Source organism: Reichenbachiella sp. (assembly GCF_965233835.1).
In the GTDB taxonomy this organism is placed as follows: Bacteria; Bacteroidota; Bacteroidia; order Cytophagales; family Cyclobacteriaceae; genus Reichenbachiella.
Genome location: NZ_OZ247585.1, coordinates 4789012 through 4805668, shown reverse-complemented (window position 1 = coordinate 4805668; position 16657 = coordinate 4789012). Strand labels below are relative to the sequence as shown.

17 protein-coding genes are annotated in these 16657 nt (G+C 40.2%); 12 read left to right on the top strand and 5 right to left on the bottom strand.

The window, feature by feature from the left end:
• Position 1: 1 nt before the first annotated feature.
• Both ACO6S2_RS20410 and ACO6S2_RS20405 read left to right on the top strand, forming a co-directional pair.
• Positions 2-1111: a hypothetical protein gene (locus ACO6S2_RS20410; RefSeq protein ID WP_422360411.1), complete on the top strand. Its 1110-nt coding sequence runs from the start codon at positions 2-4 to the stop codon at positions 1109-1111.
• On the top strand, positions 1108-1707 hold the full coding sequence (locus ACO6S2_RS20405) for a LysE family transporter (RefSeq protein ID WP_422360410.1): 600 nt from the start codon (positions 1108-1110) through the stop codon (positions 1705-1707). The genes ACO6S2_RS20410 and ACO6S2_RS20405 overlap by 4 nt, the downstream gene beginning before the upstream one ends.
• 65 nt (positions 1708-1772) lie before the next feature.
• Here the strand turns inward: ACO6S2_RS20405 and ACO6S2_RS20400 are convergent, their stop codons facing one another.
• Positions 1773-2390 carry a hypothetical protein gene (locus ACO6S2_RS20400; protein ID WP_422360409.1) on the bottom strand — a complete coding sequence of 206 codons (618 nt, stop codon included), beginning with the start codon at positions 2388-2390 and terminating at the stop codon, positions 1773-1775.
• Positions 2387-2716 (bottom strand): PadR family transcriptional regulator, encoded by a 330-nt coding sequence (locus tag ACO6S2_RS20395; RefSeq protein WP_422360408.1) that lies wholly within the window; start codon positions 2714-2716, stop codon positions 2387-2389. The genes ACO6S2_RS20400 and ACO6S2_RS20395 overlap by 4 nt, the downstream gene beginning before the upstream one ends.
• A 209-nt stretch (positions 2717-2925) precedes the next feature.
• On the opposite strand from ACO6S2_RS20395, the gene ACO6S2_RS20390 reads away from it, so the two are divergent.
• From ACO6S2_RS20390 to ACO6S2_RS20380, 3 genes are read left to right on the top strand one after another with little or no spacing between them, the layout of a single operon-like run.
• Positions 2926-3225, top strand: a complete 300-nt coding sequence (locus ACO6S2_RS20390; protein ID WP_422360407.1) for a PadR family transcriptional regulator — start codon at positions 2926-2928, stop codon at positions 3223-3225.
• Positions 3222-5861, top strand: a complete 2640-nt coding sequence (locus tag ACO6S2_RS20385; protein ID WP_422360406.1) for an ABC transporter permease — start codon at positions 3222-3224, stop codon at positions 5859-5861. Before ACO6S2_RS20390 ends, ACO6S2_RS20385 begins: the two co-directional genes overlap by 4 nt.
• 40 nt (positions 5862-5901) lie before the next feature.
• Positions 5902-6660 (top strand): DUF5995 family protein, encoded by a 759-nt coding sequence (locus ACO6S2_RS20380; RefSeq protein ID WP_422360405.1) that lies wholly within the window; start codon positions 5902-5904, stop codon positions 6658-6660.
• Here the strand turns inward: ACO6S2_RS20380 and ACO6S2_RS20375 are convergent.
• Entirely contained in the window at positions 6657-6968 is a 312-nt protein-coding gene (locus tag ACO6S2_RS20375; protein WP_422360404.1) for a hypothetical protein, read from the bottom strand. The genes ACO6S2_RS20380 and ACO6S2_RS20375 overlap by 4 nt on opposite strands.
• A gap of 48 nt (positions 6969-7016) precedes the next feature.
• Complete coding sequence (locus ACO6S2_RS20370; protein WP_422360403.1) at positions 7017-8207, bottom strand: DUF4105 domain-containing protein; 1191 nt, start codon at positions 8205-8207, stop codon at positions 7017-7019.
• 99 nt (positions 8208-8306) lie between these two features.
• On the opposite strand from ACO6S2_RS20370, the gene ACO6S2_RS20365 reads away from it, so the two are divergent.
• Together ACO6S2_RS20365 and ACO6S2_RS20360 are read left to right on the top strand one after the other, a co-directional pair.
• The gene (locus ACO6S2_RS20365; protein ID WP_422360402.1) at positions 8307-9332 is read left to right on the top strand and encodes an SPASM domain-containing protein; all 1026 of its coding nucleotides are present in this window, start codon (positions 8307-8309) and stop codon (positions 9330-9332) included.
• Positions 9325-9870 carry a 2'-5' RNA ligase family protein gene (locus ACO6S2_RS20360; RefSeq protein WP_422360401.1) on the top strand — a complete coding sequence of 182 codons (546 nt, stop codon included), beginning with the start codon at positions 9325-9327 and terminating at the stop codon, positions 9868-9870. Before ACO6S2_RS20365 ends, ACO6S2_RS20360 begins: the two co-directional genes overlap by 8 nt.
• Here the strand turns inward: ACO6S2_RS20360 and ACO6S2_RS20355 are convergent.
• Entirely contained in the window at positions 9867-10358 is a 492-nt protein-coding gene (locus ACO6S2_RS20355; RefSeq protein WP_422360400.1) for a DUF6702 family protein, read from the bottom strand. The two genes, ACO6S2_RS20360 and ACO6S2_RS20355, sit on opposite strands and share 4 nt — an antisense overlap.
• 115 nt (positions 10359-10473) lie before the next feature.
• Between ACO6S2_RS20355 and ACO6S2_RS20350 the strand changes: the two genes are divergently transcribed.
• The 5 genes from ACO6S2_RS20350 to ACO6S2_RS20330 all read left to right on the top strand — a co-directional run bounded on the left by ACO6S2_RS20350 (position 10474) and on the right by ACO6S2_RS20330 (position 16604).
• Positions 10474-11058, top strand: coding sequence for a HupE/UreJ family protein (locus ACO6S2_RS20350; protein ID WP_422360399.1), 585 nt, complete (start codon positions 10474-10476; stop codon positions 11056-11058).
• 17 nt (positions 11059-11075) lie between these two features.
• Complete coding sequence (locus ACO6S2_RS20345) at positions 11076-13307, top strand: M1 family metallopeptidase (RefSeq protein ID WP_422360398.1); 2232 nt, start codon at positions 11076-11078, stop codon at positions 13305-13307.
• A gap of 120 nt (positions 13308-13427) precedes the next feature.
• Positions 13428-14132 carry a response regulator transcription factor gene (locus ACO6S2_RS20340; protein WP_422360397.1) on the top strand — a complete coding sequence of 235 codons (705 nt, stop codon included), beginning with the start codon at positions 13428-13430 and terminating at the stop codon, positions 14130-14132.
• 3 nt (positions 14133-14135) lie between these two features.
• Positions 14136-15614: an ATP-binding protein gene (locus tag ACO6S2_RS20335; RefSeq protein ID WP_422360396.1), complete on the top strand. Its 1479-nt coding sequence runs from the start codon at positions 14136-14138 to the stop codon at positions 15612-15614.
• A gap of 99 nt (positions 15615-15713) precedes the next feature.
• Entirely contained in the window at positions 15714-16604 is an 891-nt protein-coding gene (locus tag ACO6S2_RS20330) for an anti-sigma factor domain-containing protein (protein ID WP_422360395.1), read from the top strand.
• Positions 16605-16657 lie beyond the last annotated feature (53 nt).

The following is a 16657-nucleotide window of genomic DNA, read 5'->3' as shown; positions in this document are numbered from 1 at the left end:
TATGAATATTGCGTTTGAAACCGAGAGCCAAGTTGAAGAACAATCCGCTCAGAGAAAAACATCCTATGAGAGACTAAAGTCGAGTGTAGTATGGGCTAAAATCTCTCGATGGGAATTTTGGCCATTTTCTGTATTCTACTTTCCAGTTATGTTTTATTGGGCCTGGCTTTCGCTAAAAACGCGATCATTTTTCTTTTTTACCGCTTCCAACCCGACCATAGAATTTGGAGGCATGCTTGGCGAATCCAAAGAAAAAATATTTAACCTAATTCCTGATCAATATATTCCTAAAACTTACAAGCTAAATGCAGATGTGGATCTGGAAAGTTTTTTAGAAAGGCTGAGGATGGAAAGTTTGGATTACCCTTTCATTCTCAAACCAGACATTGGTGAGCGAGGCTGGATGGTTGAGTTGATCAAAAATGAAAAGGATTTGACCGATTATTTAGGTCGTATACAAGTGGATTTTCTTGTGCAAGAATATGTGACGTATGATGTGGAGTTGGGTGTGTTTTATTATCGCTACCCCAATTGTGATCGTGGTACCGTGAGTTCGATTGTGATGAAAGAGATGTTGAGCGTGACGGGCGATGGGATACGTTCTGTTGTCGATCTTATGACTGATGACGCACGAGCCAAAATGCACCTTCCTCATTTGAAATCGAAAGAGCAGGATCTGCTCATGCAAATACCGAAACGTGGAGAAAGAGTTGAGCTCAATCCTATCGGTAATCATAGCCGCGGCACCACTTTCCTAAACGGAAATCATCTGATCGACCCGAGACTGATCAAAGTCTTTGACAAGGTCAGTGCACAAATCGATGGTTTTTATTTTGGTCGCTATGATTTGAGGTGCCGATCAGTCGGGGATTTATACAATGGTGAGCATTTCAAAATCTTGGAACTCAACGGTGCCGGAGCCGAACCTGCCCATATCTACCAACCTGGATTTTCTTTAATTCAAGCCTACAAGGACATCATCCACCACTTAAAGGTGCTGGCCGACATTTCTATGCTCAACAAGAAAAATGGAATTCCTTACTACAGGTTTGGTAGAGGCTTGAAAGAAATCATGAAAATAAGAAAGTACAATCAGCAGAAAGTTTCATGAGTGGTTTGATGCTCTTTGTCGCAGGTTTTTTCTTTAGTTTCATCGGTTCCATTCCGCCGGGCAGTATCAATATTAGCGCACTTCAATATGCACTCGAAAATCGTATCAAGGCGGCCTATTCCTTTGCAGTGGCTGCTGCCGTCACAGAATATCTATATGCAGCCGTTGCCGTTCGGTTTCAGATTTATCTAACCGAAAACGCTAACCTCTCACAATATTTTCAAATCGTTACGGGGTCGGTACTGATTCTATTGGGTATGCTGAATCTTTTTAAAAAACCGAGCGCGTCGGACGTCAAAACCATAGGCGAAAAACGAAATGCTTTCAAGAAAGGAATCTTGTTAAGCTTAGCCAATCCACTCGCCATTCCATTTTGGCTAATGGTTACTGCTTACTTACAGAGTATGGGCTGGATTGTTTTATCAAATCAAAATTTCTGGATCTATGTGGCAGGCGTATCTGTTGGGACATTTTGTTTGCTGGCTACAGTGATCAGTTTAGGAGTAAGATTCACAGCCATTCAGAATAATTCTTTCTTGATTTATAAAGTGCCTGGGTTAATCTTTATTGGGATGGGAATTTGGAGTTTTGTTTAGTCGCATCAATAGAAACAAAAAAAGCTGTAAGGCTTGCCTTACAGCTTTTAAATTGAATCCTTCAATTAGATGCTTTGGAGTGATCTTTTGTACAGCTTAAAAAAGAAAGCTGGTAACACGCCCAACCCAACGATCAGGGCAGCCAAAGCAACCATCTCACCAGATCCTTGCCAGTTCATAAATTTGAACCAAAGTACTAGTGTAAGTCCCAATGCCGTAACTATCCACAGTATTTTTTCTGTCAGAGAGTTCACAATTTTTCCGGTGCTTTCACTTAGAAGGAGTAGTGGAACAAACAAAACTGCATTTCCTGTGCCTCCTATGAGCAAGCAGACATCTGCCCCCTCCCAATAGAGACCTTCCCAGCTGAGTACCTTGAAGGTGGCTCCTACCACAAAGATTAGGCTAAACAAAAAGCCGAGTGTGTAAGTGATTTTTTTCATCATTGTAAATTTTTTAAAATTGATTAATAAATATGTTTCTTGTTCTATTTCTTGACATCCGTTGGGTGTAGTTTGAGCGAACGCCTCTTCAAAAGCATTTTCAAAATCTTTTCCGGCCTCCAGTTTGGTCTCTACCACACAGCATAAATGATCGATCAAATCATCTCTCAAGGAAATATTTGAGAGTTGGTCTTCTGATACTTTATTAATGATTTTGTCTACGTATTCTTCCGTCATCATACATTAGGGCTTAGTGAAGGAGGATTAAAAATTACTTGTCTCATGGTTCGTAAAAAGCTATCCATTTCTTCAAGGAGAACTACTTTTCTTTCTTCTCCCTTGGAGGTAAGGCTATAGTACTTTCGCACTCGCTTTCCAATCTTTTCTTCCTCGAAAGTCAACACGCCATCGTCGAGCAGCTTGTGTAGCGCAGGATAAAGCGACCCTTCTTTGATAAGAAGTTTTCCGTCCGATTCAAGTTTTACTTGCTGGGTGATCTCATACCCATACATCCTTTTGTTATCAGAAAGCAATCTCAAAATGATCACTTCCAATGTTCCTTTCATTAGTTCTTTTGAATACATAGGACAATAATACATAGATAAACATAGTATTGCAAATTTTTATTGAAAGTACAACTGAAATCGGGTTTCTGTTTTTCTCAGATTTATCAATACTACATTTAGGTATTCATAATATTTTGCTATAATTGCAATACTACATTTAGGTATTGCTTATGAAAAAATATCAATTAGGCGAATTTGAAGAGATCGTATTGCTCACCGTAGGTGTGCTCTATGACAATGCGTACGGTATTGCGATCAAAGATGAAATCGAAAAGCGACTGGAGCGAAGGGTCAGCCTTGGTGCTTTGCAGTCGGCCCTTCGTCGTATGGAAGAAAAAGGATTTCTGGAATCGGAAACCGGAGAGACCACCGCCAAGCGAGGAGGTAAACCGAAACGATTCTTCAAGATGACCAGCTTTGGGCGTAGAGCGCTAGAGTATAATCGTGATGTCCGTGCTGAGCTTTGGAAGGCACTGCCAGACATGGTACTCGAAGCCAAATTCGCATGATCAAGAAAATTGCAGATCGATTTTTTCGGTGGTACTGCCGTCCGGATTATTACCCCGATATTCAGGGAGACCTGGAAGAACTCTTTCAAGACATAAAGGAAGAGTCTCCACGATCTGCTCAGTATCTCTATCTGATCGAAGTGATTCGGCTATTCCGTCCGGCGCTGATCAGACCTCTTTTCAAAAACTCATTATTTAACTCAACAGGGATGTTCAAAAACTATTTCAAAATCAGCTACCGAAATCTCGTAAAGCAACGGGTGTTTTCAGCCATCAACATTATCGGGTTAGCCATAGGCCTTTCTGCCTTTTTACTCATCAATCAGTATGTGGCATTTGAAAAAAGCTATGATAAGTTTTTTTCAGATTCAGATCAGCTTTATCGACTCACTACAGATCAAGTACTCGATGGAGTGATAGGGACGCGCGATGCCATGTCATTTGCGCCTTCTGGCCAGGCGTTGGTAGATGCTGTTCCTGAGGTTGTAAATTCCACGGTGACCTATCAATTCAACGAACTCATCATTCGTCAGAACGATCAATCGCTTACTGAAAAGCGAGTCATTGCGGCAGATTCCAATTACTTAGAAATGTTTGACTACAAAGTCCTGGCCGGAGGAGATCCAAGTCTTATGCTCAAGGATCCCAAATCTATTGTCTTGACTGAGTCTAGAGCCAAAGCCTATTTTGGAGAGGAGAATCCCATTGGAAAGACTTTAAAAATATTAAGTGGTTTTGAAGAGGGTTTTAAAGTGACTGGAGTTATTGAAGATATGCATGAAAATACGCATTACAAATTTGATGTACTATTGTCTATTTACAGCCTATCTCATCGGTTGGAAAGAGATGGTTGGGGATCATTCAACTATTACACTTATTTGAAACTAGCGCCGCGTACGGATATTGATGAGTTGAGAGTAAAGTTCCCAAGAATGTATGAAATTTCAGGAGAAGAGGAATCTGACACCAATTTAGAATTTAATTTACAAGCAGTTGAAGACATCCACTTGTATTCAGATTATACCTACGAGCCAGAAGTACATGGAAGTGCCAATACAGTTATTTTTTTAAACGTCATTTCTATCTTGATTATAATTATTGCCTGGGTCAATTATATCAATCTGTCTACAGCAAAGGCCATCGACCGTGCCAGAGAAGTGGGGGTGAGAAAGGCCATTGGAGCTTTTAGGTCACAGCTAGTAATACAATTCTTGTTCGAATCGTTTTTGCTCAATATGCTGGCTGCTTTTTTGGCTATTACTCTGGCGGAGATGATTTATCCGGCATTCAATCAATTGGTAGGAAAGGATATCATCGAAGGTGTTTGGCTTGATCAGTTTTTTCTCATCAAGGTATTTTCCTTCGCACTCATAGGATCGATAGTTTCAGGATTATATCCCGCATTTGTGTTGTCCAATTTTAAAGCGGTAACCGTACTCAAAGGGAAATTTAGGGATTCGGCCAAGGGTACACTTTTAAGAAAAGGGTTGGTAATTGTTCAGTTCACTGTCTCATTGATTCTACTGGCTGGTACGTTTATCATTAATCAGCAAGTGACCTATATGCAATCGGTAGATAAAGGCATTGATATGGATTACGTGGTTGGGCTCAGTAGACCGAGATATACGGATGACAACCGTGATCAGATGATGGAGAAGTATAAGCAGTTCAAAGAAAGATTGTTGGCTCATCATGCCATCGAAAATGTAGGTTTTACCAACTCAATGCCAGGTGGTAGTTTGTCTGATATTAGTTCTACCACCGGAGAAGTGCAGGTGGTTGGGAAGACCAATATCTTAGAAGGCACCACCTATATGCAATGGTGCGATGAAAGATATCTAGATGCTGTAGGGCTTAGATTGATTGCCGGTAGGAGTTTCAATGCAGATATGGCAACCGATACTTCTGCTATTATTGTTAATCAAGCTTTTCTCAAAAGATTGGGTATCCATGATTATGAATCAATGCTCAATGAAAAAATCCAATTTGGAGAGAGCGATGACGGTCATAATTATCGTTTGATCGGTATTGTGCAAGATTACAATCGTACGTCATTAAAGAATAAGGTAGAACCAACATCAATATTTTTCAATGAGTACTCGAATAGATTAGTTGTTAGGCTTTCTCCAAACAACTACCAAGATGGCTTGAAGTATTTAGAAAGTACTTACCAGAGCTTTTTTCCAAACACTCCTTTATCCTATTCTTTCTTGGATGAACGATTTAAGGTTCTTTTCCAAGAAGATCAGCAGTTTGGCAACGTGATTGCCACATTCTCCATTCTAGCCATAATTGTGGCTTCTCTTGGGCTCTTTGGGTTATCTGCTTTCATGGCCATCAATCGTGCCAAAGAAGTGGGAATTAGAAAAGTATTGGGAGCCACTATTCCTCAAATTTTGATGATTTTTTATCGGGAGTTTGTGGTATTGATAAGCCTGTCGGCAATCGTTGGTATTCCATTGGTTTATTATACTATGGACGGGTGGCTCAATAACTACGCCTATCGAGTTGATTTCCCATGGATGTTTGTTGGTGCGGCCATTCTACTCGTTACGACATCGGCCTTACTTACCGTAGGATATCAGACAGTTCGTGTGGCTATAAAGAATCCAAGTGAGACTTTGAAGTACGAGTGATTTTTAGTGTATCTTAATTGAAAAATTAAGAGCCAACCTAATGAGTAACCTACAAATTAAGACCATTGATCAGGTCATTGCTGCACTGGATCAGATCATTTTGGATTGTATCGAGAATGAGGACTGTGCTGGTTATTTTGCTGCACTATACCGAAAGGTGACCATCAAGGTAAAGGAAGGTATTGAGCAAAACACTTTTCAAAATGGTCCGCGAATGGAACATCTCGATGTGGTATTTGCCACGAGATACATTCGGGCTTATGAGGCTTATAAAAATGATCAACCACTCACACATTCATGGCAAGTGGCTTTTGATCTCTCTTTACAATATTGGCCTATTGTATTGCAACATTTGTTGATTGGGATGAATGCTCATATCAATCTGGATTTGGGAATAGCTGCCGCAGAAATTTCTGAAAACAAGAATATAGATAACCTCCAGGAGGATTTTGACAAAATCAATGTGATCCTTTCTTCATTGGTTCATGAAGTTGATGATGATCTAGCTGAAGTATGGCCAACTTTCAGAATAATAGTGAAAGCTCTGGGAAAGGTGGATGATTATTTAGTCGATTTTAGCATGAAACTAGCTAGAGATGGCGCATGGAAGTTTGCCAAGGAATTATCAGAAACTCCTGATCAACTGAAAAATGAAATGATCAGTACCAGAGACCAGAAAGTATCCAGAAAGGCTGGTTTGATCACGCGCCCGGGATTTTTGATCAGTACAATTTTCAAATGGATCAGATTGGGCGAGCGAGGGTCAGTTGCAAAGAAAATTGAAGATTTAAAAAACTAAACAAGTGCTGTCACAAGTTGGATTCCTCCTATCACAGAAAAAAGCACTCCCCAATATTCCATCTTGATCCAAAATAAAGTGTGATTCGACTTAAGCTCAATTCGTTCGCCAGTAGTTTCGTCAACCACGATTCTATCAGGAGTATTATTCCATTTTTTCCCTAAATACCAGTTAGCTGCTCCTGCCAATAGAATACTCAAGGGGAAAGTATAGACACCTACTGATTCAGAAGAAATGGAGATGAATAATACAATGGAAGCTATTAATATAAGTGGAGTCAAAATACCGCGTCCGGACCAAATGATCATATTTATAGTGCTTAATTATTTGAGATTTATTGATAAGACCGAAGCTACTCAATCCTCTGCATTTTGTTTTAAACTATAAGCTAAATAGTATGAACGCAACGCTAAAGCGAGTAAGAATGGAATCAAAGCAAAATGAATGGCCTGAGGTAAGAGCTCTCTGAAAATAATGAGTAATACTTGTAGTCCTCCAAAGGCTAGAAAGTAGTATCTCAGCCAATTTGGCCTTGACTTTTTCAGTAAGTAAACCAGTCCGACCAAATTTAAGGGCATAGCCCAAAGCAGGTTGAAATTGTATTTGGACAAATGATCTGTGCCAAACCAAAGGAACAATAAGAAACAACCTAATAATCCTGTGACTCCAAATAGAATCACATCGATGAATCGATAATTGGCATTGTACTTCAGCCCACGATGGGTAATCAGTCCAACCAAGAAAAATATCACCACAAACAAGTGAATAGGTTTGAATCCGTGATTAGCAGGCTGTTCAGAGGAAACATTCATCAAAGCAGATGAGGCGATCACCGGTACATCAGCGCTATCAGTTTTCAAAACCGCCGTGCTCAAAGCTTCTTCCAGATACAAAGGCATGTATTGGTAATCAAAGCCATTGGCCGTTTGATCGATCTGAGCACCCAGGCAGATATCAATACCTAAATCGCCCCATGGCTGATAGGTCAGATACTTATCCATGAGATCTCGAAAGCTTAAGGAGTCACTGGCAAAATTATAGTCGTATTTGATTCGGTCTCCAAGTGCCAAGTCGATCACATCACGCATGCGAGTGGCACAGTTGTCGTAGCAATAGTTGTAGTAGTAGTTGGCGTTTTCTGGTTTTGCATTGTCGATGAGAAAATCAAAAATCGCTTGTTTGTCTTCTTGATTGATATTTAGCACATGCTCGCGCCAGGTACGGTCTTCTCTGAAGTAGTATCTTTTGTAGGCCTCATAATTGCCTGTCCCAAGTTTATAATACAGTTTCCCTTTTGTAAAATTCAAGTAGAAATTGGGCTGATCAAAATCAAAAATTCCGTAGTTGAAAACCATGTCTATTCGGTTGATCGGATCGCTGATTCGAAAGGCACTATGTCCAAAAGCAGAATAAAGCTCGACCTGCGTAGGGTCTAAAATAAGCACAATGACCTCTGCCTTCTCTGACAGTTCAACATTTGAGGCCTGAGCTGAAAATTGAGCAGTCAAAAGAGATAAAACAAACAGGAGCCGATAAGTGAATGACATCAATAGGTATGTTTAATTTTGAGTAAAGAAAAGCCGAGCAGGTTTGGTTTCAAAATTTGTATCTACTAAAATACGTATCCATCAAAATTTTATCTTCCGTTGCATTTTCATGATAGTCTCAACATACTGACCAAGCTCTCGCCTGCTAAGGCGGTGAATGCAGCGAAAGTATTTTCGAGCTATTATCAGTCGAAGCACTTGGGCCGTTTTGTAAATCCCTCTTTGCCCTTGAGTATGGCATTTGAGCCCACGACTTCATGCAACCTTCGTTGTCCAGAGTGTCCGAGTGGATTGCGTTCATTTACCCGACCTACCGGGATGCTGGATGTTGATTTTTTCAAGGAGAAAATCATGGAAGTCAAATCACATTTGACTTATCTAACTTTTTATTTTCAGGGTGAGCCATACTTGCATCCCGGATTTTTAAATATGGTGGATCATGCGGCCAAAAACAAAATCTATACAGCCACTAGCACCAATGCGCACTACCTGGATGATGAAAAAGCGGAAGCAACAGTCAAGTCTGGGTTGGATCGATTGATCATTTCCATAGATGGCACGAGCCAGGACACTTACGAACAATACCGCATCGGCGGTCAGCTAGAAAAAGTGCTCGATGGTACTCGAAACATGGTCAAGTGGAAGAAAAAACTCAAAGCTAAAACACCACATTTGATATTTCAGTTTCTGGTGGTAGGGCCTAATGAGCATCAAATAGAAGAAGCCAAGCAATTGGCCAAGGAGATTGGGGTGGATGAAATTCAATTTAAAACTGCACAGGTTTATGACTTCGAAAATGGCTCCGATCTGATTCCTGAAAATCAACAATATTCTCGATACACAAAGGGCGAGAATGGAAAATACAAACTCAAGAACCCGCTACACAATCAGTGCTGGAAAATGTGGCAAAGCTGTGTCGTGACTTGGGATGGCAAAGTAGTGCCTTGCTGCTTCGATAAGGACGCTTCACATGTCATGGGCGATTGGAAGGAGCAAGCGTTTGAAGATATCTGGTATAGCAAACCCTACGAGAGATTCAGAAAAAGCATCCTCACTTCTCGTGCCTCCATCGATATTTGCAAAAACTGTTCAGAAGGGCTCAACGTATCTTTGCCCGATGGCTAAGCCCGAACAAAATTTGTATTTTCTGGCCCTCATCCCTGATGAACCTGTTCGGTCAGAAGTGATGGCCTTCAAGGAGGAGGTGAAAGAAAAATTCAACTCGAAAGGTGCATTACGCTCCCCTCCTCACATTACCTTGCATATGCCATTCAAGTGGCGGTCAGATCGCGAAGACCAGCTCATTGAATTACTATCAAGATTCAAGTTTGATCTGTATCCTTTTCAAGTGGATCTAGATGGGTTTGATTTTTTTGAACCCAGGGTCGTTTTCGTAGATGTTGACAAAACAGAAGTATTAACTCAATTACAAAAGGAACTATCTGATTTTGTCCGGAGAGAATTGAAATTTTTTAATGCAGACTATAAGGATCGTGGCTTTCACCCTCACATGACCATTGGATTCCGAGATTTGAAAAAGTCAGTATTCCCAGAAGTAAAAGCCAATTATCAAGACCGATCCTATCAAAGACAATTTGAGGCCTCAGGCTTTTGCCTTCTCAAGCATGATGGCGAACAATGGGAGGAGTTTAGATGGTTTTAATCAAAATCCACTTCCCCCCAAGTCTCTGACTTAGAAAGTTTCAAGCTTTTCATTCGGTCACCATTTATAACATGAACAATGTTGGATTGATCTTCGTAGGTTTCCATGAGCGTCTTGTTGGTCACCTTTAGTGACTTTACCTTTTTCACATTTGTGATTACCTGATAGCAATACATCACGCTTTCTTCTTTTTCCGATCCCAGATAAGTAGCACTAACAGGTTTGCCATTGAGCTGGTAAGAAGTCCTTTCTACCAGATACTTTCCTATCATTCGGTCTAGTTTTTTAGGATCGTGAGGATTTAAAACATCTACTTTTTCTTTTGACCAATCAGTCAAGGCTATTTCGAGATCATCAAGAAAGATACGATGTGTGATTTCTAGTTGTTTTTGCTTTTCATCAAACGCTATCTCACAGACAGATACATGAAATGCATGTAGCGGCATACCGCTCATATAATTTATCAGCAAAAGAAATAAATAGGTCATGTATTACATGTTTTCCATTATATGTTTACAGTCGTTAGACAGTAGAAGAAAACAAAAGTAAGTAATCTTCTCAGAGGCGTTGGTACTTTTATTTGAGTGGTAATTTTCAACTAGCATGTCAGAGTTTCAATTATTTTTCTCTTTAGGAAGAGAACATATATTAGATGTAAATGGCTACGATCACATCTTGTTTGTGATTGCGCTAGCAGCCGTTTATTTATCTACTGACTGGAAACGAGTGTTGATTTTAGTGACAGCTTTTACTATTGGTCATTCCATCACTTTAGCGCTTGTGGCACTTGATGTTTTTAGTATCAATTCTAGTGTGGTGGAATTTCTGATCCCAGTTACAATTTTTATAACGGCAGCCTCCAATATTTGGCGAAGAGAGCAATACATTCAAGCTGGTATGAGTCGTCTCAATTACTACTTTGCCCTCTTTTTTGGATTGATTCATGGCATGGGTTTCTCCAACTATCTAAAGGGTTTATTAGGCGGGGAGACTTCTATTATCACACAACTTTTCGCTTTCAATTTAGGCTTAGAAGTAGGACAGGTCATTATTGTGGTTGTCTTTATGGGTATAGGCTATTTGATGAATAAATATATAAGTGTAGCTAGAAAAGACTGGATTTTGGCTATTTCATCAGCAGTTGCTGGTGTGGCCATAACACTAATGATTGATACAAAATTTTGGTAACAATAAAACCATTGGAAATGAAGAATAATATTTTATGGGTGCTTCTTTTGAGCCCAATCTTTGCATTTGCCCAAGGCGAATGGAATCAAAAATTTGAACAGCTAGGTACAGCACTGCCTACTGCGAACAGTTACCGAACGGCTTCTGGTGCACCAGGCAAAGACTACTGGCAGCAAAGAGCTGACTACACCATCGCTGCAGAGTTGAATGATGAAAACCAATCGTTGACTGGTCGTGAAACCATCACGTATTTCAATAATTCACCAGACCAATTGAGCTACCTATGGTTACAGTTGGATCAGAATATGCGAAGTAAATCATCAGACACTCCTTTAATTACACCCAATGAAATGACCAGCACCATGACTGGTAGAGAGGTTCAGAAAATTGCTCAGGGTTATAATTTCGATGGTGGGTTTAGAATATCTGAAGTTTCGGATGCAACCGGTCAACCACTGGAATATATGATCAACAAAACAATGATGAGAGTGGATTTACCAAAACCACTGGCATCTGGTGAGCAAATTTCTTTCAACGTGGCCTGGTCCTATAATGTGCAAGATAGAATGGAGCTAGGTGGCCGTTCCGGCTACGAGTATTTTCCCAAGGATGGAAACTACTTATACACTATTGCTCAATGGTTTCCCAGGATGGCTGTTTATGATGATGTCGAAGGGTGGCAGCACAAGCAATTTTTAGGTCGTGGTGAATTTGCTCTGGAGTTTGGTAATTACAAAGTAAAATTGACAGTGCCTTCTGATTTTATTGTAGGGTCTACTGGTGAGTTACAAAACGCCAACGAGGTATTGACCAAAGCGCAAAGGGAAAGATTCGCGCAGGCTAAACAATCGTTTGACAAGCCTGTCATAATTGTTACTGAAGAGGAGGCTAGAAAAGCCGAGTCGTCCAAAGCCTCTGGTAAGAAAACCTGGGAATATCACGCTGATGATGTAAGAGATTTCGCATTTGCGGCATCAAGAAAATTTATTTGGGATGTACAGGCCGTAAAGTTGGATACCAAAACTCCATTGGCGATGTCTTATTATCCGAAAGAAGGAAATCCGCTTTGGGAAAAGGAGTCAACAAAAGCAGTTGCTAATACCTTGATTACTTACTCTAAGCATACTATAGAGTACCCTTATCCGGTGGCTATTTCAGTGCATTCGGCATCTATTGGTATGGAGTATCCAATGATCTGTTTCAACTATGGCAGACCAGAAGCTGACGGATCCTATACAGATACCAAAAAGTGGGGAATGATTGGTGTGATTATCCATGAGGTAGGTCACAATTTCTTCCCAATGATTATAAATTCAGATGAAAGACAATGGAGTTGGATGGATGAAGGTTTGGATACTTTTGTTCAGTCATTGACTGAAAAAGAGCACTACCCAGACAAGCCGCTGAAGAGAGGAGAGGCGAAATTGATTGTAGACTATATGAAAGGGGATAAGGAAGGTATCAGGCCAATCATGACTAACTCAGAGCAAATTTTACAATTCGGCGATAATGCCTACGGGAAGCCAGCAGCAGCTCTAAGTATTTTGAGAGAAACGGTCATGGGGCCAGAACTTTTCGATTATGCATTCAAGACCTATTCAGAACGATGGGCGTTCAAAAGACCAAGTCCGGCTGACTTTTTCCGTACCATGGAAGATGCTTCAGCGGTGGATTTGGATTGGTTTTGGAAAGGTTGGTTTTATACAACAGACCATGTAGACCTATCACTAGCTAAGGTGAAATGGTACAAAATGGATATCCCTGAAAATGAAATCGAAAACAAAGGGAAAAAGTCCAAGAAGGCTAAAATTTCAAGCGGTGAGAATAATCAAAATCTAATGGACTTCGCCAATGAAGCGGAAACCTTCTCATTTGCTGAAACAGATCCAGCAGATGTGAGTAAGAGCTTTCATGAGTTCATGAACAGTACCGATGATGGTTCTATAAAGAGCGCTAATGCAGATAGGAACTTTTATGAGCTGACATTTGAAAACAAAGGAGGTTTGGTAATGCCAATTATCTTGGAATGGACCTATGAAGATGGATCGGTGGAAAGAGAATATCTACCAGCTGAAATCTGGAAGAAAAATGAAAATGTGGTTACCAAAGTGTTTGCAAAGGATAAAAAGGTAACGAACATCATTGTAGATCCGAATAAAGAGACTGCAGATGTAGCCACCGATAACAATGTATTCCCGCGAATCGAAAACAACTCGCGCTTTGACAACTTCCAAAACGGAGGGGAGTAAGACTTTAAGATTAGGTTAGGTTGGTTTGGGTCGCACTGAGGAGTGCGACCCTTTTTTGTGATCTTTTTGTGATCTTTTTCGGTTTCATTTGTGTTGAGGAGGAAATGATAAACTAACCATATGAGTAAAAACGTACTGATCATAGAAGACGACGAAAGCATTTCCGAGCTTTTGACTATCCATTTGAAGGATATGGATTGCTTGGTTGAAAGCAGTACAGATGGTTTGACAGGGTATGAAATTGCGTCCAATGGAGTATTTGACCTTATCATATTGGATATCAATTTGCCTAACAAGGATGGGTTAGATATTTGTAGAGACCTGAGAGCTCACAAAATCAATACACCAATTCTGATGCTCACCGCGAGATCCGAAGAAATAGACAAAATTCTGGGGTTAGAGACTGGTGCGGATGATTACCTGACTAAGCCATTTAGTGTAAGAGAATTTACCGCAAGGGTAAAGGCCATTTTCCGGAGAGTAGAAATGCTAAAGTCTCCAAATGAAAATCTAGAGGAATTTATTACGACAGGAAATATTGAAATAGATCAGAAAAAAAGAAAAGTACTCAAGGCGGGCCAAAGAATTGACCTTACTCCAAAAGAGTATGACCTTCTTAATCTGTTGGCCAAAAATCCAGGACGGAGTTATACAAGAGAAAGACTGCTTTCTTTGATTTGGGGGTATGAATTTAGTGGGTACGAACATACTGTGAATTCACACATCAATCGGCTTAGAGCCAAAATAGAAGACGATCTCAACCAACCATTATACATCCTGACCACTTGGGGTGTAGGCTACCGATTCAATGACGAAATAAACTAAGACATGAAAGACTCGATTTTAAATTCCAGCAATCTATTTTTAAAACTCTCTCTGATTTTCTTGCTGCTTTTGCTGTCCGTTTCAGGAATTTATTTCTATGCTTCTTTTCAAATTGCTGAAAAGCATTTTGAAGAAAAAAATCAAAAGTTGAATGCGGATATTGCTGGTCACATTGCGTCTGAACTCAAACCATTTTTGAATGGTACCTTGAAAGAACAGGCAGCTGATGAAATTATGCATAGTATGATGGCAGTTAATCCTTCTATAGAAGTTTACTTGCTGGATGCAAATGGTAAAATATTGAATTATGTGGCACCATATAAAAAAGTAGTGTTGGATAGCGTAAGTCTTGATCCGATTGAAAACTTTATAGCCAACTATAAGGATGAGGCCATCTTAGGTGATGACCCAAGACAGAAAGGAAGACAAAAGGTATTTTCCGCAAAGAAGATAGAAGAAGAGGGCAAGACCTTGGGATACATTTATGTGATTTTGGCGAGCGAAGAGTATGATTCGGCTAATGAGCAGTTGTTTGGTAGTTATATCTTGAAACTGGGTTCAGTATATGGGCTAATCACTATTTTGGCTGCTATGCTCATTGGCGTATTGGCCATTTGGCTTATTACAAAAAACTTGAGCTCTACCATCCAAACGGTAAAGAGATTTCAGCAAGGTGAGATGAGTGCTCGAATAAAAATCAATAGTGGAGGAGAAATTAGTAGGTTGGCTGAAGCTTTTAATGAAATGGCGGATACCATAGTGGGCAATATAGAAAACCTTAAATCGATGGAAAACCTTCGTCGAGAATTGGTAGGTAATGTTTCCCATGACCTACGTACTCCGCTGGCCGTGATTCATGGGTTTATTGAGACGCTTATAATCAAACAAGATCAACTGACCGAGGAGGAGAAAACGAAATATTTATCACGCGCACTAACGGGTACCGAACGATTAAAAAAATTGGTGGAAGAACTCTTTGAGTTATCCAAGCTGGAAGCCAAACAAATCAAGCCCAGTAAGGAAGCCTTTTTTATTAATGAACTCATGGATGATATTGCTCAGAAATATACCCTTCTTGTTGAGGAAAAGAAGATTAAAATATCAGCGGAAGGGCATGATAAACCTTTTATGGTCTATGCTGATATCAGCTTGATCGAAAGAGTACTTCAAAACCTAATAGACAACGCTATTAAGTTCACACCTGAAAATGGACAAATTAAGCTTAAAATCAATGAGAAAGCACAAGAAGTTGAAATTCAGGTGACTGATACCGGGAATGGAATCCCACAAGACCAGGTACCTTTTGTCTTTGATCGATATCACATTGGTGACAAACGAATTTCTCTAGACATCAATAGTACAGGACTTGGGTTAGCTATCGTTAAAAGAATATTAGAAATCCACAATACTTCGATCAATCTTCAAAGTAAAATTGGTCAAGGAACTACTTTTTCCTTCAGTTTGCCTCAACATTCTGTGTGATAATTAAAAACGGATACACTTCTATTATCTGGTTGTGACATTCTCGTGATACTCTCTGCCAACCTTTGAGTTATAAATTAAAACTAAAGGTTTAGAGACATGAACAAAGTACTATTCACATTATTAGCCATCTCTATCACATTTTATGCTTGTGATGATGACGATGACACAGGAAATTTAGCATTAGATATTTCAGGATTGAATAATCTTGGAGAGGGTTATTTGTACGAAGGTTGGGTGATTGTAGACGGTTCTCCAGTATCAACAGGTACTTTTTCAGTGGATGACGAAGGAGAGTTATCCGCTTCTAGTTTCGCGATAGATGGAGCTATACTTGATGCTGCAACTACGTTTGTATTAAGTATTGAACCGAGCCCTGATTCAGACCCGGCCCCAAGCGCCACCAAAATATTGGGTGGGGACTTCTCTGGAAATACGGCCTCAATAAATATCATGCATGCTGCTGCTTTTGGGACTGGTTTCGGAAGCGTAACAGGTGGGTACATTCTTGCCACACCTACAACGACTATAGACACAGACGAATCAAGTGGAGTCTGGTTCTTGGATAACTCTTCAGGGTCGCCAGCTATAGGATTGAATAACCTTCCAGACCTTAGTGCTCAAACTGGATGGACTTATGAGGGTTGGGCAGTGATGGATGGGGCACCTGTTTCTACAGGTACATTTGATATGGCTGCTGGATTTGATGACAATGCCACTACAACATCATTTAAGGGTGATGACGGTGATGGTCCTGCTTTTCCAGGGGAAGATTTTATTCAGAATGCGCCAAGTGGAATGACTTTTCCTACTGATTTAAAAGGAGCCACTATAGTAATTAGCATTGAGCCAGTACCAGACAATAGCACAGCTCCTTTCACATTGAAACCATTGGCAGGGGAGGTGCCAGCTACACTTGCAGATCATACCTTCCAAACGATGGATAATATTGCCAGCAGCACCTATCCATCGGGTACGATTTCAAGATAATAGGATAAAGCACACAATCTACGTAAAAAAGACTCGCAGCCGGCGAGTCTTTT

Excerpts from the sequence above, each read along its gene's own strand:
- ACO6S2_RS20410 (WP_422360411.1), top strand. The coding sequence starts at position 2 with ATGAATATTGCGTTTGAAACCGAGAGCCAAGTTGAAGAACAATCCGCT.
- ACO6S2_RS20405 (WP_422360410.1), top strand. The coding sequence starts at position 1,108 with ATGAGTGGTTTGATGCTCTTTGTCGCAGGTTTTTTCTTTAGTTTCATC.
- ACO6S2_RS20400 (WP_422360409.1), bottom strand. The coding sequence starts at position 2,390 with ATGATGACGGAAGAATACGTAGACAAAATCATTAATAAAGTATCAGAA.
- ACO6S2_RS20395 (WP_422360408.1), bottom strand. The coding sequence starts at position 2,716 with ATGAAAGGAACATTGGAAGTGATCATTTTGAGATTGCTTTCTGATAAC.
- ACO6S2_RS20385 (WP_422360406.1), top strand. The coding sequence starts at position 3,222 with ATGATCAAGAAAATTGCAGATCGATTTTTTCGGTGGTACTGCCGTCCG.
- ACO6S2_RS20380 (WP_422360405.1), top strand. The coding sequence starts at position 5,902 with ATGAGTAACCTACAAATTAAGACCATTGATCAGGTCATTGCTGCACTG.
- ACO6S2_RS20375 (WP_422360404.1), bottom strand. The coding sequence starts at position 6,968 with ATGATCATTTGGTCCGGACGCGGTATTTTGACTCCACTTATATTAATA.
- ACO6S2_RS20370 (WP_422360403.1), bottom strand. The coding sequence starts at position 8,207 with ATGTCATTCACTTATCGGCTCCTGTTTGTTTTATCTCTTTTGACTGCT.
- ACO6S2_RS20360 (WP_422360401.1), top strand. The coding sequence starts at position 9,325 with ATGGCTAAGCCCGAACAAAATTTGTATTTTCTGGCCCTCATCCCTGAT.
- ACO6S2_RS20355 (WP_422360400.1), bottom strand. The coding sequence starts at position 10,358 with ATGACCTATTTATTTCTTTTGCTGATAAATTATATGAGCGGTATGCCG.
- ACO6S2_RS20350 (WP_422360399.1), top strand. The coding sequence starts at position 10,474 with ATGTCAGAGTTTCAATTATTTTTCTCTTTAGGAAGAGAACATATATTA.
- ACO6S2_RS20345 (WP_422360398.1), top strand. The coding sequence starts at position 11,076 with ATGAAGAATAATATTTTATGGGTGCTTCTTTTGAGCCCAATCTTTGCA.
- ACO6S2_RS20340 (WP_422360397.1), top strand. The coding sequence starts at position 13,428 with ATGAGTAAAAACGTACTGATCATAGAAGACGACGAAAGCATTTCCGAG.
- ACO6S2_RS20335 (WP_422360396.1), top strand. The coding sequence starts at position 14,136 with ATGAAAGACTCGATTTTAAATTCCAGCAATCTATTTTTAAAACTCTCT.
- ACO6S2_RS20330 (WP_422360395.1), top strand. The coding sequence starts at position 15,714 with ATGAACAAAGTACTATTCACATTATTAGCCATCTCTATCACATTTTAT.